The organism is Variovorax beijingensis (genome assembly GCF_003951285.1).
Lineage (GTDB): Bacteria > Pseudomonadota > Gammaproteobacteria > Burkholderiales > Burkholderiaceae_C > Variovorax > Variovorax beijingensis.
This window is the reverse complement of the sequence record NZ_RXFQ01000017.1, coordinates 17,345-33,321: the sequence shown is the minus strand read 5'-3', so window position 1 is coordinate 33,321 and position 15,977 is coordinate 17,345. Positions and strand designations below refer to the sequence as shown.

General features: G+C 67.6%; 17 protein-coding genes and 1 tRNA gene. 15 read left to right on the top strand and 3 right to left on the bottom strand.

What is annotated here, in order from left to right:
- Nucleotides 1-43 precede the first annotated feature (43 nt).
- The 5 genes from EJO66_RS24560 to EJO66_RS24540 all read left to right on the top strand — a co-directional run bounded on the left by EJO66_RS24560 (nt 44) and on the right by EJO66_RS24540 (nt 3,250).
- Nucleotides 44-120: transfer RNA gene (locus EJO66_RS24560), tRNA-Gln, on the top strand.
- Between the two features lie 140 nt (nt 121-260).
- On the top strand, nt 261-1,232 hold the full coding sequence (locus EJO66_RS24555) for a ribose-phosphate pyrophosphokinase (protein ID WP_015867115.1): 972 nt from the start codon (nt 261-263) through the stop codon (nt 1,230-1,232).
- Nucleotides 1,233-1,328: 96 nt separating this feature from the next.
- Nucleotides 1,329-1,997 (top strand): 50S ribosomal protein L25/general stress protein Ctc, encoded by a 669-nt coding sequence (locus EJO66_RS24550; protein ID WP_124960103.1) that lies wholly within the window; start codon nt 1,329-1,331, stop codon nt 1,995-1,997.
- A 74-nt stretch (nt 1,998-2,071) separates the two neighbouring features.
- The gene (gene pth, locus EJO66_RS24545; protein WP_124960104.1) at nt 2,072-2,704 is read left to right on the top strand and encodes an aminoacyl-tRNA hydrolase; all 633 of its coding nucleotides are present in this window, start codon (nt 2,072-2,074) and stop codon (nt 2,702-2,704) included.
- A 120-nt stretch (nt 2,705-2,824) separates the two neighbouring features.
- The gene (locus tag EJO66_RS24540; protein WP_240648725.1) at nt 2,825-3,250 is read left to right on the top strand and encodes a hypothetical protein; all 426 of its coding nucleotides are present in this window, start codon (nt 2,825-2,827) and stop codon (nt 3,248-3,250) included.
- On the opposite strand, the gene EJO66_RS24535 is transcribed toward EJO66_RS24540, so the two are convergent.
- Nucleotides 3,236-3,532, bottom strand: coding sequence for a YfhL family 4Fe-4S dicluster ferredoxin (locus EJO66_RS24535; protein ID WP_124960106.1), 297 nt, complete (start codon nt 3,530-3,532; stop codon nt 3,236-3,238). The two genes, EJO66_RS24540 and EJO66_RS24535, sit on opposite strands and share 15 nt — an antisense overlap.
- A gap of 63 nt (nt 3,533-3,595) precedes the next feature.
- Here EJO66_RS24535 and EJO66_RS24530 point away from each other — a divergent pair, with 63 nt between their 5' ends.
- The 7 genes from EJO66_RS24530 (at nt 3,596) to EJO66_RS24500 (ending at nt 10,524) form a co-directional block, all read left to right on the top strand.
- Nucleotides 3,596-4,546: an ABC transporter permease gene (locus EJO66_RS24530; RefSeq protein ID WP_015867120.1), complete on the top strand. Its 951-nt coding sequence runs from the start codon at nt 3,596-3,598 to the stop codon at nt 4,544-4,546.
- Nucleotides 4,543-5,418, top strand: a complete 876-nt coding sequence (locus EJO66_RS24525) for an ABC transporter permease (protein ID WP_124960107.1) — start codon at nt 4,543-4,545, stop codon at nt 5,416-5,418. The genes EJO66_RS24530 and EJO66_RS24525 overlap by 4 nt, the downstream gene beginning before the upstream one ends.
- Before the next feature lie 5 nt (nt 5,419-5,423).
- Nucleotides 5,424-6,413, top strand: a complete 990-nt coding sequence (locus EJO66_RS24520; protein ID WP_124960108.1) for an ABC transporter ATP-binding protein — start codon at nt 5,424-5,426, stop codon at nt 6,411-6,413.
- Nucleotides 6,410-7,240 carry an ATP-binding cassette domain-containing protein gene (locus EJO66_RS24515; protein ID WP_124960109.1) on the top strand — a complete coding sequence of 277 codons (831 nt, stop codon included), beginning with the start codon at nt 6,410-6,412 and terminating at the stop codon, nt 7,238-7,240. The genes EJO66_RS24520 and EJO66_RS24515 overlap by 4 nt, the downstream gene beginning before the upstream one ends.
- Entirely contained in the window at nt 7,161-7,424 is a 264-nt protein-coding gene (locus tag EJO66_RS24510) for a hypothetical protein (protein ID WP_125966377.1), read from the top strand. Before EJO66_RS24515 ends, EJO66_RS24510 begins: the two co-directional genes overlap by 80 nt.
- 203 nt (nt 7,425-7,627) lie before the next feature.
- Complete coding sequence (locus EJO66_RS24505; protein ID WP_125966376.1) at nt 7,628-9,115, top strand: ABC transporter substrate-binding protein; 1,488 nt, start codon at nt 7,628-7,630, stop codon at nt 9,113-9,115.
- Nucleotides 9,112-10,524 (top strand): amidase, encoded by a 1,413-nt coding sequence (locus tag EJO66_RS24500; RefSeq protein WP_125966375.1) that lies wholly within the window; start codon nt 9,112-9,114, stop codon nt 10,522-10,524. Before EJO66_RS24505 ends, EJO66_RS24500 begins: the two co-directional genes overlap by 4 nt.
- A gap of 311 nt (nt 10,525-10,835) precedes the next feature.
- On the opposite strand, the gene EJO66_RS24495 is transcribed toward EJO66_RS24500, so the two are convergent.
- Together EJO66_RS24495 and EJO66_RS24490 are read right to left on the bottom strand one after the other, a co-directional pair.
- Nucleotides 10,836-11,465 (bottom strand): YitT family protein, encoded by a 630-nt coding sequence (locus EJO66_RS24495; protein WP_124960113.1) that lies wholly within the window; start codon nt 11,463-11,465, stop codon nt 10,836-10,838.
- A gap of 37 nt (nt 11,466-11,502) precedes the next feature.
- Complete coding sequence (locus EJO66_RS24490) at nt 11,503-12,372, bottom strand: LysR family transcriptional regulator (protein WP_125966374.1); 870 nt, start codon at nt 12,370-12,372, stop codon at nt 11,503-11,505.
- A gap of 112 nt (nt 12,373-12,484) precedes the next feature.
- Between EJO66_RS24490 and EJO66_RS24485 the strand changes: the two genes are divergently transcribed.
- From EJO66_RS24485 to EJO66_RS24475, 3 genes are all read left to right on the top strand, one after another.
- On the top strand, nt 12,485-12,883 hold the full coding sequence (locus EJO66_RS24485) for a tautomerase family protein (protein WP_018906729.1): 399 nt from the start codon (nt 12,485-12,487) through the stop codon (nt 12,881-12,883).
- A 31-nt stretch (nt 12,884-12,914) separates the two neighbouring features.
- Complete coding sequence (locus EJO66_RS24480) at nt 12,915-14,273, top strand: tetratricopeptide repeat protein (protein WP_124960115.1); 1,359 nt, start codon at nt 12,915-12,917, stop codon at nt 14,271-14,273.
- A 105-nt stretch (nt 14,274-14,378) separates the two neighbouring features.
- A complete protein-coding gene (locus tag EJO66_RS24475) occupies nt 14,379-15,974 on the top strand; it encodes an N-acyl-D-amino-acid deacylase family protein (protein ID WP_125966373.1) in 1,596 nt (531 codons plus the stop codon).
- Nucleotides 15,975-15,977: the final 3 nt, after the last annotated feature.

The window sequence follows — 15,977 nt, the reverse complement described above, 5'->3', positions numbered from 1 at the left end:
CGATGCGACATATCGGTTTGTGGCGAAAGCCATCGACCCGTGTAGGGGAGTCGCCAAGCTGGTTAAGGCACTGGATTTTGATTCCAGCATGCAAAGGTTCGAATCCTTTCTCCCCTGCCAAATTCTTCAAACTGCGGCCCACCGGCCGCAGTGCTTCTTTTGCAGCATGCCCGCTGCAATAATCGGTGGCCCACGGGCTGCCACGACTCAAACTCTTTGGCGGCTTCCTAAAAGCCAATTTGCACTGCCGGGACGCGCTCATGCAGGCTAATCACCCTGATTTCATGGTTTTCACCGGCAACGCCAATCCTGGCCTCGCCGCAGAAATCGCGCAGAACCTCGGTACCTCGCTGGGTGCCGCGCGCGTTGGCCGCTTCTCCGACGGCGAAGTCACCGTCGAGATCAACCAGAACGTCCGGGCGCGCGATGTGTTCGTGGTGCAGTCGACCTGCGCACCGACCAACGAAAACCTGATGGAACTGCTGATCATGGTCGACGCGCTCAAGCGCGCCTCGGCCGAGCGGATCAGCGCGGTGATTCCCTACTACGGCTATGCCCGCCAGGACCGCCGCCCGCGTTCGAGCCGCGTGCCGATCTCGGCCAAGGTGGTGGCCAACCTGCTGGAAACGGTCGGCGTCGAGCGCGTGCTCACGATGGACCTGCACGCCGACCAGATCCAGGGCTTCTTCGACATTCCGGTCGACAACATCTATGCGTCGCCGGTGCTGCTGGGCGACCTGCGCCAGAAGAACTACGAAGACCTGATCGTGGTCTCGCCCGACGTCGGCGGCGTGGTGCGCGCCCGCGCGCTGGCCAAGCAGCTGAACTGCGACCTCGCCATCATCGACAAGCGCCGCCCCAAGGCCAACGTGAGCGAGGTCATGAACGTGATCGGCGAAATCGACGGCCGCAACTGCGTGATCATGGACGACATGATCGACACCGCCGGCACGCTGGTGAAGGCGGCCGAAGTGCTCAAGGAGCGCGGTGCGAAAAGCGTCTACGCCTATTGCACGCACCCGATCTTCTCGGGCCCGGCCATCGAGCGCATCACCCACTCCGCGCTCGACGAAGTGGTCGTGACCAACACCATTCCCCTTTCCGACGGCGCCCTGGCGTGCGGAAAGGTTCGCCAGCTCTCCGTGGCACCGCTGATCGCCGAGACGATCCAGCGCATTGCCAAGGGCGAGTCGGTGATGAGTTTGTTCTCGGACCAGGACAACCTGTTCTGATCTGGGCAAAAAGCGGGCGCCACTTCCCTTTTTCGGATTGGCGCCCTTGTTGAACCGGAGTCGCACTGGTCGCGGTGGACTCTCACAGGAGTTGTTATGAAATTCGTCGCTTTTGAGCGCGCCAAGCAGGGCACGGGTGCGAGCCGCCGTCTCCGCATCTCGGGCAAGACGCCCGGTATCGTCTACGGTGGTGAAGGCCAGCCCCAGCTGATCGAACTCGATCACAACGCGCTGTGGCACGCCCTCAAGAAGGAAGCCTTCCACTCGTCGATCCTCGAAATGGAACTCGGCGGCGCCACCAGCAAGGTGCTGCTGCGCGACGTGCAGTACCACCCGTTCCGCCAGCTGGTGCAGCACATCGACTTCCAGCGCGTCGACGCCAAGACCCGCATGCACATGAAGGTGCCGCTTCACTACAAGGGTGAAGAAGAGTCCGACGCCGTCAAGCTCGACCACAACCTCGTGACCCACGTCATGACCGAACTCGAAGTCAGCTGCCTGCCGGCCGACCTCCCCGAGTTCATCGAAGTGGACCTCTCGAGCCTCAAGAAGAACGCCACGCTGCACGTGAGCGACATCAAGCTGCCCAAGGGCGTGAAGTTCGTGAGCCACGGCAAGCTGAACCCGGTCATCGTGTCGGCCGTGCCGCCGCTGGTCTCCGAAGAGCCGGCACCCGCCGCCGAAGGCGCAGCACCTGCCGAAGGCGCTGCTGCAGCCGGTGGCAAGCCTGCCGCCAAGACGGCAAAGCCCGCCGCGAAGAAGTAATTTCTCTCGCGTTCCTGCAGAAGGCCCGCCTCGTGCGGGCCTTCTGCTTTTTGGGCGGCGAGATAATTCCCCTCATGATCAAGCTGTTTGTCGGCCTCGGGAATCCGGGGCCTGAATACGAAGCCACCCGGCACAACGCGGGCTTCTGGTGGATCGACGCCCTGGCGCGCGACTGGAAGCTCAACCTCGTGCCCGAGCGCAGCTACCACGGCCTTGCGGCGCGCACGAACATCGCCGGGCAAAGCGTCTGGCTGCTGGAGCCGCAGACCTTCATGAACCTGTCGGGCAAGTCGGTGGGCGCATTGGCCCGCTTCTTCAAGATCGCGCCCGAGGAAATCCTCGTGGTGCACGACGAACTCGACGTGGTGCCCGGCCAGGCCAAGCTCAAGTTCGGCGGCAGCCACGCGGGCCACAACGGCTTGCGCGACATCCATGCGCAGCTGGGCACCGGCGACTACTGGCGCCTGCGCCTGGGCATCGGGCATCCCGGCGTGAAGTCGGAGGTCATCAACTGGGTGCTCAAGAAGCCGCTCAAGGAGCAGCGCGAAGCCATCGAGGACGCCATCGTGCGCACGCTGCACGCGGCGCCCGCGCTGGTGGCGGGCGAAATGGAAAAAGCCACCTTGATCATTCACACGAGCAAACCGCCCCGGCCCAAACCGCCGCGGCGGGAGCCCGGCGACGGAGGCACGCCCGCCACCGCCTAGTCAGCCGGCCAAGAGAGCGCGGGAGAGAAAAGAAAAGGGAGAGAAAAAGAAATGAAGAATAGAACCAGGGCCAGGAACGCGGGTGCCGCCTTGTTTTTGGTGGCCTGCGGCACTTTCTGGATGCCCGCCGCGGCGCAGGGAAGGTCCGAGACCTATCGCTGCGGCAACACCTACACCGACCGCCCCTGCGAAGGCGGAAAACAGCTGGCGGTGGACGATGCGCGCACCGAGGCGGACCGCCGCGCGGCGGACGCCGCCACGCGCAGGGCCGAGCAACGCGCCGACCAGCTCGAGCGCATCCGCCTGTCGCAGGAAAAGGAAGCCTACGAGCGCAGCCGCCGCACGGCGCACGACGCCCGGCAGGCCGCCATGGCCGAACGCCGGCTCGCGTCTTCCGAACAGCTGGCGCGGGCACGGGCCCAGAAACTCGGCGCGGAACCCCGCAAATCGAGCCCTCGCTTCAGCGGCACAGCCATTGACAAACCCGACTCTGCGCGAGGAAGCAGCAGCAGAAAGAAAAAGCGAAACGATTCAAGCGCCGGCTGAGGGCGCCGGCGGCTCGGCGGCCGCGGCCTTTGCCTTGGCCGCGGCGAGCCGCTCGAACTTCTGCCAGAGCGTCTCGCGGCTTTCCACGTGCTCCGGGTTGATCGGGATGCACGCCACCGGGCACACCTGCACGCACTGCGGCTCATCGAAGTGGCCGACGCATTCGGTGCACTTGTGCGGGTCGATCTCGTAGAACTCCGCGCCCATGTAGATCGCATCGTTCGGGCACTCGGGCTCGCAGACATCGCAGTTGATGCATTCGTCGGTGATCATGAGGGCCATGCCCCGATTATCGCGAACAAGGCACGGTTGTTGCACGAGTCGGGTTATGCTGCGCCCCGCCCCATGAGCCTGTTCATTTTCAAGCGCCTCGCCACGCTGATCGCCACGTTGATCGGCGCCTCGGTCATCGTCTTCCTCGTCCTCGAGATCCTGCCAGGCAATGCCGCGCAGATGCTCATGGGCCCCGATGCCGCGCCCGAGGCGGTGGCCGCCCTGGCCACCAAGCTCGGCCTCGACCAGCCGGCCTGGACGCGCTACTGGCACTGGATCGCGGGCCTCTTGACCGGCAACCTGGGCGACAGCTACGCCTACAGCTCGCCGGTGCTCGACCTCATCCTGGAACGGCTCGCGCTGACCGTGCCGCTGGCGCTGCTCGCCATGGCCTTCACCACGGTGCTCGCGCTGCTGGTGGGCGTGACCGCCGCCGCGCGCCACAACAAGCTCGGCGACGTCGGCCTGATGGGCCTCACGCAGGTGGGCATCGCCATTCCCAATTTCTGGTTCGCGATCCTGCTGATCCTGGTGTTCTCGGTGCAGCTGCAGTGGTTCTCGGCCGGCGGCTTCGAGGGCTGGGGCGAAGGCATCTTCGCGGGCCTCAAGTCGCTGCTGCTGCCGGCCCTGTCGCTGGCGGTGGTGCAGGCCGCGATCCTCGCGCGCATCACGCGCTCGGCGGTGCTCGAGGTGATGCGCGAAGATTTCGTGCGCACCGCGCGCGCCAAGGGCGTCTCGCAGCGCGCGGTGCTCTGGACCCATGTGCTGCGCAACGCGATGATCCCGGTGGTCACCGTCATGGGCATGCAGTTTTCCGAGCTGCTGGCCGGCACCATCGTGGTGGAGAACGTGTTCTACCTGCCGGGCCTGGGCCGGCTGATCTTCCAGGCCATCAGCAACCGCGACCTGATCGTGGTGCGCAACTGCGTGATGCTGCTCGCGGCCCTGGTGGTCATCGTGAACTTCGTGGTCGACGTGCTCTATGCCGTGATCGATCCGCGCATCAAGGCGAGCGACATATGAGCGCCGTGCCCATTCCGAGCGCAGCCGCGCTCAAGGTGCCTGGGTTCTGGCGCCGCGCGCTCCGGCACCGCAGCTTCGTGCTCGGCGGCATGCTGACGCTGCTCCTGCTGCTGGCCGCCGCCCTCTCGCTGGTGTGGACGCCCTGGTCGCCCTACGAGATGGACATGGCCAGCAAGCTCAAGCCGCCCTCGGGCGCGCACTGGCTGGGCACCGACACCTTCGGACGCGACGTGGCCTCGCTGCTGCTGGTGGGGGCGCGTGCGTCCATCCTGGTGGGCGTGATCGCGGTGGGCATCGGGCTTGTCGTGGGCACCGCGCTGGGACTGCTCGCCGCGGCGCGGCGCGGCTGGGTCGAGGAAGCGATCATGCGGCTCACCGATTTCTCGCTCGCGTTTCCGGCCATCCTGTCGGCCATCATGATGACGGCGGTGTTCGGCGCCGGCATCGTCAACGCGATCATCGCGATCGGCATCTACAACATCCCGACCTTCGCCCGCATCACGCGCGCCTCGGCCAATGCCATCTGGTCGCGCGAATACGTGGCCGCCGCGCGCGCCTGCGGCAAGGGTTCGTTCGCCATCACGATGCAGCACGTGCTGCCCAACATCTCGGCCGTGCTGATCGTGCAGATCACGATCCGCTTCGCGATTGCCATCCTGGCCGAGGCCGCCCTTTCCTACCTTGGCCTGGGCACGCAGCCGCCGCAGCCCTCGTGGGGCCGCATGCTGAGCGAGGCGCAGACCATGATGTTCCAGTCGCCGCTGCTCGCGGTGTTCCCCGGCATGGCCATTGCCATGGCAGTGCTCGGCCTGAACCTGCTCGGCGACGGGCTGCGCGACCTGCTCGACCCGCGCCTTGCGCGCGCCCGCTAAGCGATATGCCCCTGCTCGAAGTCAAAGACCTGCACGTCGAACTGCAAACGCAGCGCGGCCCCGCCGAGGCCGTGCGCGGCATCGGCTTCACGCTGGAGCGCGGCGAAACGCTGGGCATCGTGGGCGAATCGGGCTGCGGCAAGTCGATCACGGTGATGTCGCTGATGGGCCTGTTGCCTTCCACCGCCAAGGTCACGGGCAGCATCCGCTTCGACGGCACCGAGCTCGTCGGCCGCGATGAAAAAGCCATGTGCCAGATCCGCGGCAACCGCATCGGCATGATCTTCCAGGAGCCGATGACGGCGCTGAACCCGGTGCACACCATTGCGCGCCAGGTCGGCGAGCCGCTGCGGCTGCACCGCGGACTCACAGGCGCCGAAGCGCGCAAGGAAGTGCTGGCGCTGCTCGATCGCGTGGGCATTCCCGATGCGGCTTCGCGGCTCGATGCCTATCCGCACCAGTTCTCGGGCGGCCAGCGCCAGCGCATCGGCATCGCGATGGCGCTGGCCTGCGGCCCCGACCTGCTGATTGCCGACGAGCCCACCACCGCGCTCGACGTCACCATCCAGAAGCAGATCCTCGAACTGATCCAGGGCCTGGTCGCCGAGCGCGGCATGGCGCTGATCCTGATCTCGCACGACCTTGGCGTGATCGCGCAGAGCGTCTCGAAGATGCTGGTGATGTACGGCGGCAGCGTGGTCGAGAGCGGCCCGACCGAAACCGTGTTCGCCGAGCGCGCGCATCCCTACACGCAGGGCCTGTTCGCGGCGCGGCCGGCGCTCGGCGCGCCGCGCGGCATTCGCCTGGCCACCATCCGGGGCAGCGTGCCCGAGCTGGTCGACCTGCCGCCGGGCTGCCCCTTTGCAGGCCGCTGCAAGTACACGGTCGATGCCTGCCACACGACCCGGCCGCCGCCCACCGTGCTGCGGCACGAGCATGCGGTGCGCTGCATCCGGCTCGAGGAAATTGCGGCGGAAGGCGCGCTCGAATCATGAACCAACCGGCCAGCACGCAGCCCCTGCTCGAGGTGACGGACCTTGTGCGCCACTATGCGCTGCCGCGCGAAAAGCTCTTCGGGCCGCCGCCGCTCGTGAAGGCGCTCAACGGCGTGAGCTTCAGCGTCGCGGCGGGCCGCAGCCTGGGCATCGTCGGTGAATCGGGCTCGGGCAAGTCGACCATCGCGCGCCTGGTGATGGCGCTCGACACGCCCACTTCGGGCAGCGTGCGCATGCTGGGCCGCGACCTGCACCGGCTGCCCCGGCCCGAGCTGCGCGCGGCGCGACGCGATTTCCAGATGGTGTTCCAGGACCCTTACGGCTCGCTCGATCCGCGCCAGACCGTGGCACGCATCGTGGCCGAGCCGCTCGAAGCGCTGGCCGAAACCAGCCGCGCCGAACAGCGCGAGCGCGCCTCCGAGGCGCTGGCCGCCGTAGGCCTGCGCACCACCGACATGGACAAGTACCCGCACGAATTCTCGGGCGGGCAGCGCCAGCGCATCGCAATCGCGCGCGCGCTCATCACGCGGCCCAAGCTCATCGTGGCCGACGAGCCCGTGAGCGCGCTCGACGTGTCGGTGCAGGCACAGGTGCTCAACCTCATGCAGGACCTGCAGCAGCAGTTCGGCGTGAGCTACCTGCTCATCAGCCACGACCTCGCGGTGGTGAACCATCTGTGCGACGAGGTCTGCGTGGTGTGGCAGGGCAAGATCGTCGAGCAGGGCCCGCCCGGCGAACTCTTTCGCAATGCGCAGCATCCCTACACGCGCACGCTGCTCGAGGCGGTGCCGCGCACGCCCACCGGCGGCACGCTGCTGGCGGCCTGAACATTCCGCAAGGCGGCAGCCTGACATCGAAGCTTCGCGTGCGCAGCGCCTGCTGGCCGAGGACGCGGCCAATGTCTTCCTGTACCAGCCGCAGTTCATCACGGTGGCGGCGCGCGGCCTGCGCGGGCTCTGGAAGGACACGCCGATCTTCGTCAACGACATCGCCGCCCTCTCCTGGAGCTGAGCCCGGCATCCGGGAACGTCCCGAGGAAAAAGCGCCTCCGCAGCCGGGCGCCAATGCCTGCGCTGCGAGAGAATGGCTCGCTGCCGCGCATGGCACCTTTCGTGCTGCGTGTACTTCCTTCGTGCCGCCGCGCCTCCATTCGGGGCGCGCCGCGCATGGGAAGCAGCCATCCGCATCCATCGTTTTTCCGGAGATCACAACGTATGTTGAACCGTCGCACCCTCCTTGCCACCGCCGGCGCCACCGTGGCGCTGGCCTCTCCCATCGCCGGCATGGCGCAGGGGCGGAAGGACGCCATCGTGATCGGCATGGCGCTCGAGCCGCCGGGCCTCGATCCGACCGCCGGCGCCGCGGCCGCCATCGCCGAGGTGGTGCAGTACAACATCCTGGAGACGCTCACCAAGATCAACGCCGACGGCAGCGTCACGCCGCTGCTGGCCGAGAGCTGGGAAGTCTCGCCCGACCTGAAGACCTACACCTTCAAGCTGCGGCGCGGCGTCAAGTACCAGAACGGCGAGCCCTTCAATGCCGCCGCCGTGAAGTTCGCCTTCGACCGCGCCGGCAGCGAGAAGAGCACCAACAAGGACAAGCGCACCTTCGCGAACCTGGCCACCCAGGTGGTCGACGACTACACCGTGGTGGTCATCAACAAGGAAATCGACCCCGACCTGCCCTTCGTGCTGGGCCAGGCCACGGCCGTGATCGTCGAGCCCAAGAGCGCCGACGGCAACGCCACCAAGCCGGTCGGCACCGGCCCCTACAAGCTCGACAGCTGGGCCAAGGGCTCGTCGATCACGCTGAGCAAGTGGGAGGGCTTCCGCAGCCCGGCCACGGCCAAAATCAACAAGGTTACCTTCCGCTTCATTTCCGACACGGCCGCGCAGGCCGCCGCGCTGATGGCCGGCGACGTCGACGTGTTCACGCGCATCGGTACGCGCGCGGTGCCGCAGTTCAAGATGAACTCGCAGTTCCAGGTGATCCTGGCCGGCTCGCGCGCCAAGACCATCCTGTCGATCAACAACAGGAAGAAGCCGCTGGACGACGTGCGCGTGCGCCGCGCCATCCTCGCGGCCATCGACCGCAAGGCCGTGATCGAAGGCGCGGCCGACGGCTTCGGCGTGCCGATCGGCAGCCACTACGTGCCGGGCGCCGCGGGCTATGTCGACACCACGGGCCTCAACCCCTTCGACATCGAGAAGGCCAAGAAGCTGATGGCCGAGGCCGGCGTGAAGACGCCGCTCGAACTCACCATGACGCTGCCGCCGCCGCCCTACGCGCGCCAGGGCGGCGAGGTGATCGTGGCGCAGCTCGCCAAGATCGGCATCACGGTCAAGGTGCAGAACGTCGAGTGGGCGCAGTGGCTCAGCGGCACCTACGGCAACAAGGACTACGACCTGTCGATCGTCTCGCACGTCGAGCCTTTCGACCTCGGCAACTACGCCAAGCCCGACTACTACTGGGGCTACCAGTCGAAGGCCTTCAACGCGCTGTTCGACAAGATCAAGGCCACGGCCAATGCCGCCGAGCGCAACAAGCTGCTCGGCGAAGCGCAGAAGATGCTGGCCGCCGACGCGGCCAACGGCTTCCTCTACCAGCCGCAGTTCCCCACCATCGCGAAGAAGAACGTGAAGGGTCTCTGGAAGGAGAACCCGATCTTCGTGAACGACCTCTCGGCGCTGTCGTGGGGATGAGTGCCGACGTGCCATCCTCACTGAACGAGCTTTCCGCCCAGGAACTCTCCGCCGCCTACCGCGACCGGCGCCTGTCCCCTGTCGAAGTCACGCAGGCCGTCATCGCGCAGATCGAGCGCTGCGAGCCCAAGCTGCAGGCCACCTGGCTCTTCAGGCCCGAAGCCGCGCTCGAGCAGGCGCGCGCTTCGGAAGCACGCTGGCAGCGCGGCGACGCGCTCGGCCCGCTCGATGGCGTGCCGGCCACCATCAAGGAGAACATCGCGACCCGCGGCGATCCGATGCCCGCCGGCACGGCCGCCGTCGACCTGAAGCCCGCGGCCGCCGATGCACCGCCCGCCGCGCGCCTGAAGGAAGCCGGCGCGGTGATCGTGAGCAAGACCACCATGCCGGACTACGGCATGCTGTCTTCGGGGCTCTCGAGCTTCCACACGCTCGCGCGCAACCCCTGGGACCTGAGCCGGACCCCCGGCGGCTCGAGCGCCGGCGCGGGTGCGGCGGCCGCCGCGGGCTATGGCCCGCTGCACATCGGCACCGACATCGGCGGGTCGCTGCGGCTGCCCGCGAGCTGGTGCGGCATCTTCACGCTCAAACCGAGCCTGGGCCGCATTCCGATCGACCCGCCCTACATGGGCCGCGCGGCCGGCCCCATGACACGCAGCGTTGGCGATGCCGCGCTGATGATGCAGTTGCTTTCGAAGCCCGATGCGCGCGACAGCATGAGCCTGCCTCCGCAGGACATCGCGTGGGAAAGCTTCGACGTATCGCCCGACCACCTGCGCGGGCTGCGCATCGGCCTGCTGCTGGACGCGGGCTGCGGCCTGGCCGTCGAGCCCGAGATCCAGGCAGCGGTCGAGCATGCGGCGCGCCTGTTCGAAAAAGCCGGCGCCATCGTCGAGCCCATGCAGCCGTTCATGTCGCAAGCCATGCTCGACGGCATGGACCACCTGTGGCGCATGCGCTCGCTGGTCGACATGAAGGCGCTGCGCCCCGACCAGCGCGCCAAGGTCCTGCCCTACATCCGCGAATGGGCCGAGAGCGCGGCCGAGTTCAGCGGCGAGCACGTGTTCCGCAGCTTCAGCCAGTTCCATGCGACGCGCGTGGCCACGGTGCAGGCGTGCGCGCGCTTCGACTACGTGATCTCGCCGGTGTCGCCGAACATGCCTGCGGCCGCGGAGGCGCCGTCGCCCACCAACGATCCGCTGCGGCCGCTGGAGCACATCGGGTTCACGGTGCCGTTCAACATGTCGGAGCAGCCGGCGTCGTCGGTGAACTGCGGGTACTCGGCGAGCGGGCTGCCGATCGGGCTGCAGATTGCCGGGCAGCGCTTCGACGACCTTGGCGTGCTGCGCGTGTCGCGTGCGTTCGAGCAGATCAGGGAGCCGCAGCGGCCCTGGCCTGTGGCGCATTGAACGGTGGGACGGCCGCTGTTCAGGGCGCGCTCCCGCCGACGGGGTACCTTGCTCCGCGAATGTCCTCCGGCCTGCGGCCTCCCCCTTGATTTCGCTGCGCAAGGCACCCCATCAGCGGGAGCGTTATGCGCAGCGGTCGTTGATCGGCGATACACCACGAACGTGCCCAGTGCACAGGGCATCGGGTGCTCCCCGCAGCGAAATAAAGGAGGAGCCGAAGGCGGGGGACATTCGCGGAGGGGAGTACCCGGTGGCCTGTGCACGAGCCCTGAAAAACAGCAGCGCCCGAACAAAACAGCAGCAACAAGAAATCAAGTAGCAGCGTAGCGCCCCGGCTTGTGGTTGATCCACAGAAAAAGCCCCATCACCACCGCAGCCAGCACCGACCACCCCACGCGCTGCGGCGGAATCACGAACAGCGCAAGCAGCACCACCGTGCAGTCAATGCCGATCTGCACCTTGCCGGCCGGCCAGCCACGCTTTTCCTGCAGGTACAGCGTCAACACGGTCGCGCCACCCAGGCTCGCGCGATGGCGCGCGAGGAACAGGCAACCGGTGCCCAGCAACAGCCCGCCGAGCACCGCTGCGAAGGCCGGGTGCAGCGAATCGATCGAGATGTAGCGCGGCGCCCAGTCGGTCATCACCGACAGCAGCGCGATCGCCGAGAAAGTCTTGACCGTGAAGGCCCGCCCCATGTGGCGCCAGGCGAACCAGTAGAACGGCAGGTTCACCAGGAAGAACACCTTGCCGAAGCTCACGCCGGTGGCGTAGTGCAGGAGAAACGCGACGCCGGCCGTGCCGCCCGTGAGCAGCCCCGCCTGGCCGAACAGCATCATGGCAATGGCAACGAACAGGGTGCCCGAAAAGATGGCCTGCGCGTCGTCGAAACGCGAGTGGCGCAGCAGTTCAGGCCGCGTGGCGGGTTGTTGTGGCGCATCCATGGCAGGCCTGACGCAAATCCCGCGCCACCTGGCGGCCTCAGACCAGGTGGGTTGCCAGCATCTCCCGCGCCCGCGTCACGAATTCGGTCTCTCCGCGGCGCGCGGGCAGGAACTGGAATGCGACCCGAGGCAGGGCCGGCAGACCGTGCGGCGGTGCGAGCCGGGCGACCCCTTCGCATACCGCGGACTCGTTCAGGCAGGCCACCCCCAGCCCCGCAGCCAGCGCCGACTGCAATCCCGCCACGCCCGACGCCACGTGCGCCAGCACATACGGCACGCGCCGCCGCCGCAACAGCGCCACCGTGTACTGATGCAACGAGCAGGTGTCCGGCAAGGCCAGCAGCCGCACCGGCTCGCCGCGCGCGAGCCGCATGCCGGCCGCGCCGAGCCACACGAGCGATTCGCGCCGGATCACTGGAGCCTTCGCACCCTGCTCGGGCGATGGCGATGTCCCAGCGACGTTCATCGCGAGCCCCACGTCGAAATCGCCGTGCGCATAGGCGGCCCGCAACGCGTCGCTCTTCATGATGCTCACGTGCAGCCGCACCTGCGGATAGCTCTCGCCAAGGCGCCCCAGCAGCCGCGTGAGATCGCCGGGGCGAAAGTAGTCGGTCACGGCCAGCCGCAATTCGCCCTGCAGCGTCTCGCCGTGCAGATCGCGGAACGCCTCGTCGCTGAGCGCGAGGATGCGGCGTGCATAGGCCAGCAACCGCGTGCCTGCCTCGGTCGGCGCCACGCCGGCCTTGCTGCGCGTGAGCAGCGACTGCCCGGCCCGCTCCTCGAGCTTGCGGATCTGCTCGCTGACCGACGACTGCGACAGGAACACGCGCGGCGCAGCGGCGGTGAGGCTGCCGGCATCGATCACCGCGGCCAGGGTGCGAAGCTGTTCCAGGTCGAAGGTCTGCATGGTTAATCCATCAGTTTTTCCGATGGCTTCCATCATATCTTCCCGCTTTTCCGATGCCTGAGGAATTTCCACAATAGCCCCATCGTCCACTCATTCCTTCATGGAGTTCTTTATGCCGCACATCGTTGTCCACCTCTCGGGCGAGCCCGACGCCCAGCTCACGCGCAAGACGGTCGACGTGGTCGCCGAACTGACCCAGAGCGTGCTCGGCAAGCAGTTGCCGGTGATCGCCATCACGGTGCAGTACATCGCCGCCGACACATGGTTCATCGGCGGGCAGTCGCTGGCCTCGCTGGGCAAGTCGGCCTTCCACCTCGACATCAGCATCACGGACGAAACCAACACCAAGGCGGAAAAGGCGCGCTACCTGCGCGAGGTGCATGCAGCCATGGCGCGGCTGCGGCCCGACCTGCACGAGGTTTCGTACATCCACGTGATCGACGCCCGCGGCGCGGCCTACGGCTACGGCGGAAAGACGCAGGAGTACCGCCACCAGCAAGCGGGCGTTTGAAGCCTGAGGCGGGGCATGGCACCATCCGGCCATGCCCCCCGCCACCCTGCACGCCGACAGCTTCGGCAACCCGCTCACGCTCGACGATGCCGCCAGCCTGCCGCTGATCGAAGACTTCGTGATGGGCTTCGTGTCGACCGAGGCGCGTGCGGTCAACCTGCTCGCCCTGGCGGGCAGCGACGCGAGCCCGATGGTGCAGGCCTACTGCGCAACGCTGCACCTGTTTGCCGAATCGCGCGATGCCGCGGCCAATGCACGGCCTTTTCTTGCCAAGGCCCGCGCCGCCTCCGAACGCGCCACGCTGCGCGAACGGCGCTACATCGCCGCCATCGAGGCCTGGGCCGAGGGCGACATCGCCCGGGCCATCGCCCTGCACGCCGAGCAGGCGCGGGAGCATCCGCGCGACCTCGTGTCGGTGAAGCTCGGGCAGTACCACTGCTTCAACACCGGCGACTGCCCAGGCATGCTCCGGCTCGCGCTCGCGGCGCTGCCGGCCGCGTCCGACGTGCCCTATGTGCATGGCATGGCAGCCTTCGGCTACGAGCAGTGCCACCTGATGCGCGAAGCCGAGGCCAGTGCGCGGCGCGCCATCGGCATGTGCCGCAAGGAACCGTGGGCGCACCATGCGCTGGCGCACGTCATGCTCACCGAAGGCCGGCTCTGCGAGGGGCTGGCCTTCATGCAGGGCGTGAGCGACACCTGGAGCGGGCTCAATTCGTTCATGGTCACGCACAACTGGTGGCACGTGGCGCTGTTCCTGATCGAGCTCGGCCGCGACGACGAAGCGCTCGCGCTCTACGACCGCGAGGTGTGGGGCGTGGTGAAGGACTACTCGCAGGACCAGATCGGCGCCGTCTCGCTGCTGGCGCGCTTCGAGCTCGCAGGCATCGAGGTGGGTGCGCGTTGGGACGACGTGGCGAGCCACCTGCTGCTGCGCACGGCCGACCATGTGCTGCCCTTCCTCGACCTGCAGTACCTGTATGGCCTGGCGCGCGCCGGACGGCCCGAAGCCGATGCGTTGCTGCACAACATCGAAGCCCATGCGCCGCGCGCGCCGCTCTCCACGCGCGCCGCCTGGCAGAGCGTGTGCGTGCCGGCCGCGCGCGGGCTCGTTGCCCATGCGCGCGGCGATTTCGCTTCCGCCATCGAAGGACTCGGCAGCGCCCTGCCGCGCCTGGTCGAGATCGGCGGCAGCCATGCGCAGCGTGACCTGTTCGAGCAGGTGTACCTCGACGCGCTCGTGCGAACCGGCAGCCAGGCCGCGCTCGCGGGCGCCCAGGGCATCCTGCAGCAACAGCTCAACGGCCAGCCCGAATCGCTGCGCCTGCGGCGCCAGGCCGGCGAGGTCTATGTACGGCTCGGCCTCGGGCAACTCGCTTCCCTTCCTTGAGGAAAGGCCATGCCTTCCGGTCATGGGAGGTGGCGCAAAAGGAATTAACGGACAAGCTGGGGCGACTTCTAAACTGCCCGCTCCACATCGCTCCGGTTCCTTCCCATGCAGAAATCAGTTGTCGTGCTCGCCGTGCTCGCCGCCTTGGCAGGTCTCTCATCCGCAGCCCATGCCGCAACCGATGCCCCCGTCGAGCTCGACCTGCTGCTGCGCGGCGGCACCGTCTACACGGGCGATTCGGACGAGCCCGTGGTGGGCGATGTCGGCATCGCGGGCGACCGCATCGTCTTCGCGGGCCGGAAGGCGCCGCCGCAGTTCAGCGCGCGGCGAACCATCGACGCGGCCGGCCTCATCGTGGCACCGGGCTTCATCGATGCGCACACCCACGCCGATGCCGACCTGCATTCCACCGATCCGCGCAAGCGCCTGAACATTCCCTTTCTCACCCAGGGCGTGACCACCGCGGTCATCGGCAACGACGGCTTCGGCGGCTTCGACATCGCCACGCAGACGCAGCGCCTGCGATCGGCGCCCGTTGGAACCAACGTCGCCATGTACGTGGGCTTCGGCCCCGTGCGCATCGACCAGCTCGGCGAAGCCAATCGCGCGCCGACGCCCGAGCAGCTCGACGCCATGCGTCGGCACGTGAGCCGGGCCATGTGCGACGGCGCACTGGGGCTTTCGACCGGCCTTTTCTATCCGCCGCAGAATTTCTCGAAGACCGAGGAAGTGATCGAGCTCGCGAAGGTCGCGGCCCACCACGGCGGCCTCTACGACAGCCACATCCGTGACGAGTCGATGTACAACATCGGGCTCAAGGGCGCCATCGAGGAAGTGATCCGCATCGGCCGCGAAGCCCGCATGCCGGTGCATGTGGCGCACATCAAGGCACTGGGCGTGGACGTGCAGGGCCAGAGCGGCGACATCATCCGCCGCATCGAGAAGGAGCGTGCCGCCGGCCTCGATATCACGGCCGACCACTATCCGTGGACAGCATCGAGCACGCGTTTCTCGGCTGCGCTCGTGCCGCCCTGGGCGGTCGACGGCGGGCGCGAGGCAATGCTCAAGCGCTTCGACGACGCGGCCGTCCAGGAGCGCCTGCGCACCGGCATGCGCGAGAACCTGCGCCTGCGCGGCGGTCCGGAGACCATCCTGTTCTCGGCCGGCAGCACCAAGTACGTGGGCAAGACGCTGGCCGACGTGGCCAAGGCCTCGGGTGCCGACCCGGTGGATGCCGCCATCGCCGTGCTGCGGGACGGCGACCTGATGATCGCCTCGTTCAACCAGAGCGACGACGACGTGCGCGCGTTCATGAAGCGGCCATGGGTCATGACCTCGTCCGACTCTTCGCTGGGCCATCCCCGCGCCTACGGCACCTTCGCGCGCAAGTACGACCAGTACGTGGTGAAGGAACACACGATCTCGATGGGCCAGTTCATCCGCAGCAGCTCGTCGCTGACCGCGGACACGCTGGGACTGAAACAGCGCGGGCACCTGCGGCCGGGCTACTACGCCGACGTGGTCGTGTTCGACCCCGCACGCTATGCCGCCAGGGCCACCTACACGCAGCCGGCGCTGCTCTCGGAAGGCGTGGTCACCGTGCTGGTGAACGGCCGCCTGGCGGTGGATGCCGGCAAGCCCACGGGCGTGGGCGCGGGCCAGCCGTTGCTGCGCACGCCGAAGGCCGGCAGCTGCACCTGAGGC

Coding starts and splice junctions, on each gene's coding strand:
- EJO66_RS24555 (WP_015867115.1), top strand. CDS start 261: ATGCAGGCTAATCACCCTGATTTCATGGTTTTCACCGGCAACGCCAAT.
- EJO66_RS24550 (WP_124960103.1), top strand. CDS start 1,329: ATGAAATTCGTCGCTTTTGAGCGCGCCAAGCAGGGCACGGGTGCGAGC.
- pth (WP_124960104.1), top strand. CDS start 2,072: ATGATCAAGCTGTTTGTCGGCCTCGGGAATCCGGGGCCTGAATACGAA.
- EJO66_RS24540 (WP_240648725.1), top strand. CDS start 2,825: ATGCCCGCCGCGGCGCAGGGAAGGTCCGAGACCTATCGCTGCGGCAAC.
- EJO66_RS24535 (WP_124960106.1), bottom strand. CDS start 3,532: ATGGCCCTCATGATCACCGACGAATGCATCAACTGCGATGTCTGCGAG.
- EJO66_RS24530 (WP_015867120.1), top strand. CDS start 3,596: ATGAGCCTGTTCATTTTCAAGCGCCTCGCCACGCTGATCGCCACGTTG.
- EJO66_RS24525 (WP_124960107.1), top strand. CDS start 4,543: ATGAGCGCCGTGCCCATTCCGAGCGCAGCCGCGCTCAAGGTGCCTGGG.
- EJO66_RS24520 (WP_124960108.1), top strand. CDS start 5,424: ATGCCCCTGCTCGAAGTCAAAGACCTGCACGTCGAACTGCAAACGCAG.
- EJO66_RS24515 (WP_124960109.1), top strand. CDS start 6,410: ATGAACCAACCGGCCAGCACGCAGCCCCTGCTCGAGGTGACGGACCTT.
- EJO66_RS24510 (WP_125966377.1), top strand. CDS start 7,161: ATGCGCAGCATCCCTACACGCGCACGCTGCTCGAGGCGGTGCCGCGCA.
- EJO66_RS24505 (WP_125966376.1), top strand. CDS start 7,628: ATGTTGAACCGTCGCACCCTCCTTGCCACCGCCGGCGCCACCGTGGCG.
- EJO66_RS24500 (WP_125966375.1), top strand. CDS start 9,112: ATGAGTGCCGACGTGCCATCCTCACTGAACGAGCTTTCCGCCCAGGAA.
- EJO66_RS24495 (WP_124960113.1), bottom strand. CDS start 11,465: ATGGATGCGCCACAACAACCCGCCACGCGGCCTGAACTGCTGCGCCAC.
- EJO66_RS24490 (WP_125966374.1), bottom strand. CDS start 12,372: ATGCAGACCTTCGACCTGGAACAGCTTCGCACCCTGGCCGCGGTGATC.
- EJO66_RS24485 (WP_018906729.1), top strand. CDS start 12,485: ATGCCGCACATCGTTGTCCACCTCTCGGGCGAGCCCGACGCCCAGCTC.
- EJO66_RS24480 (WP_124960115.1), top strand. CDS start 12,915: ATGCCCCCCGCCACCCTGCACGCCGACAGCTTCGGCAACCCGCTCACG.
- EJO66_RS24475 (WP_125966373.1), top strand. CDS start 14,379: ATGCAGAAATCAGTTGTCGTGCTCGCCGTGCTCGCCGCCTTGGCAGGT.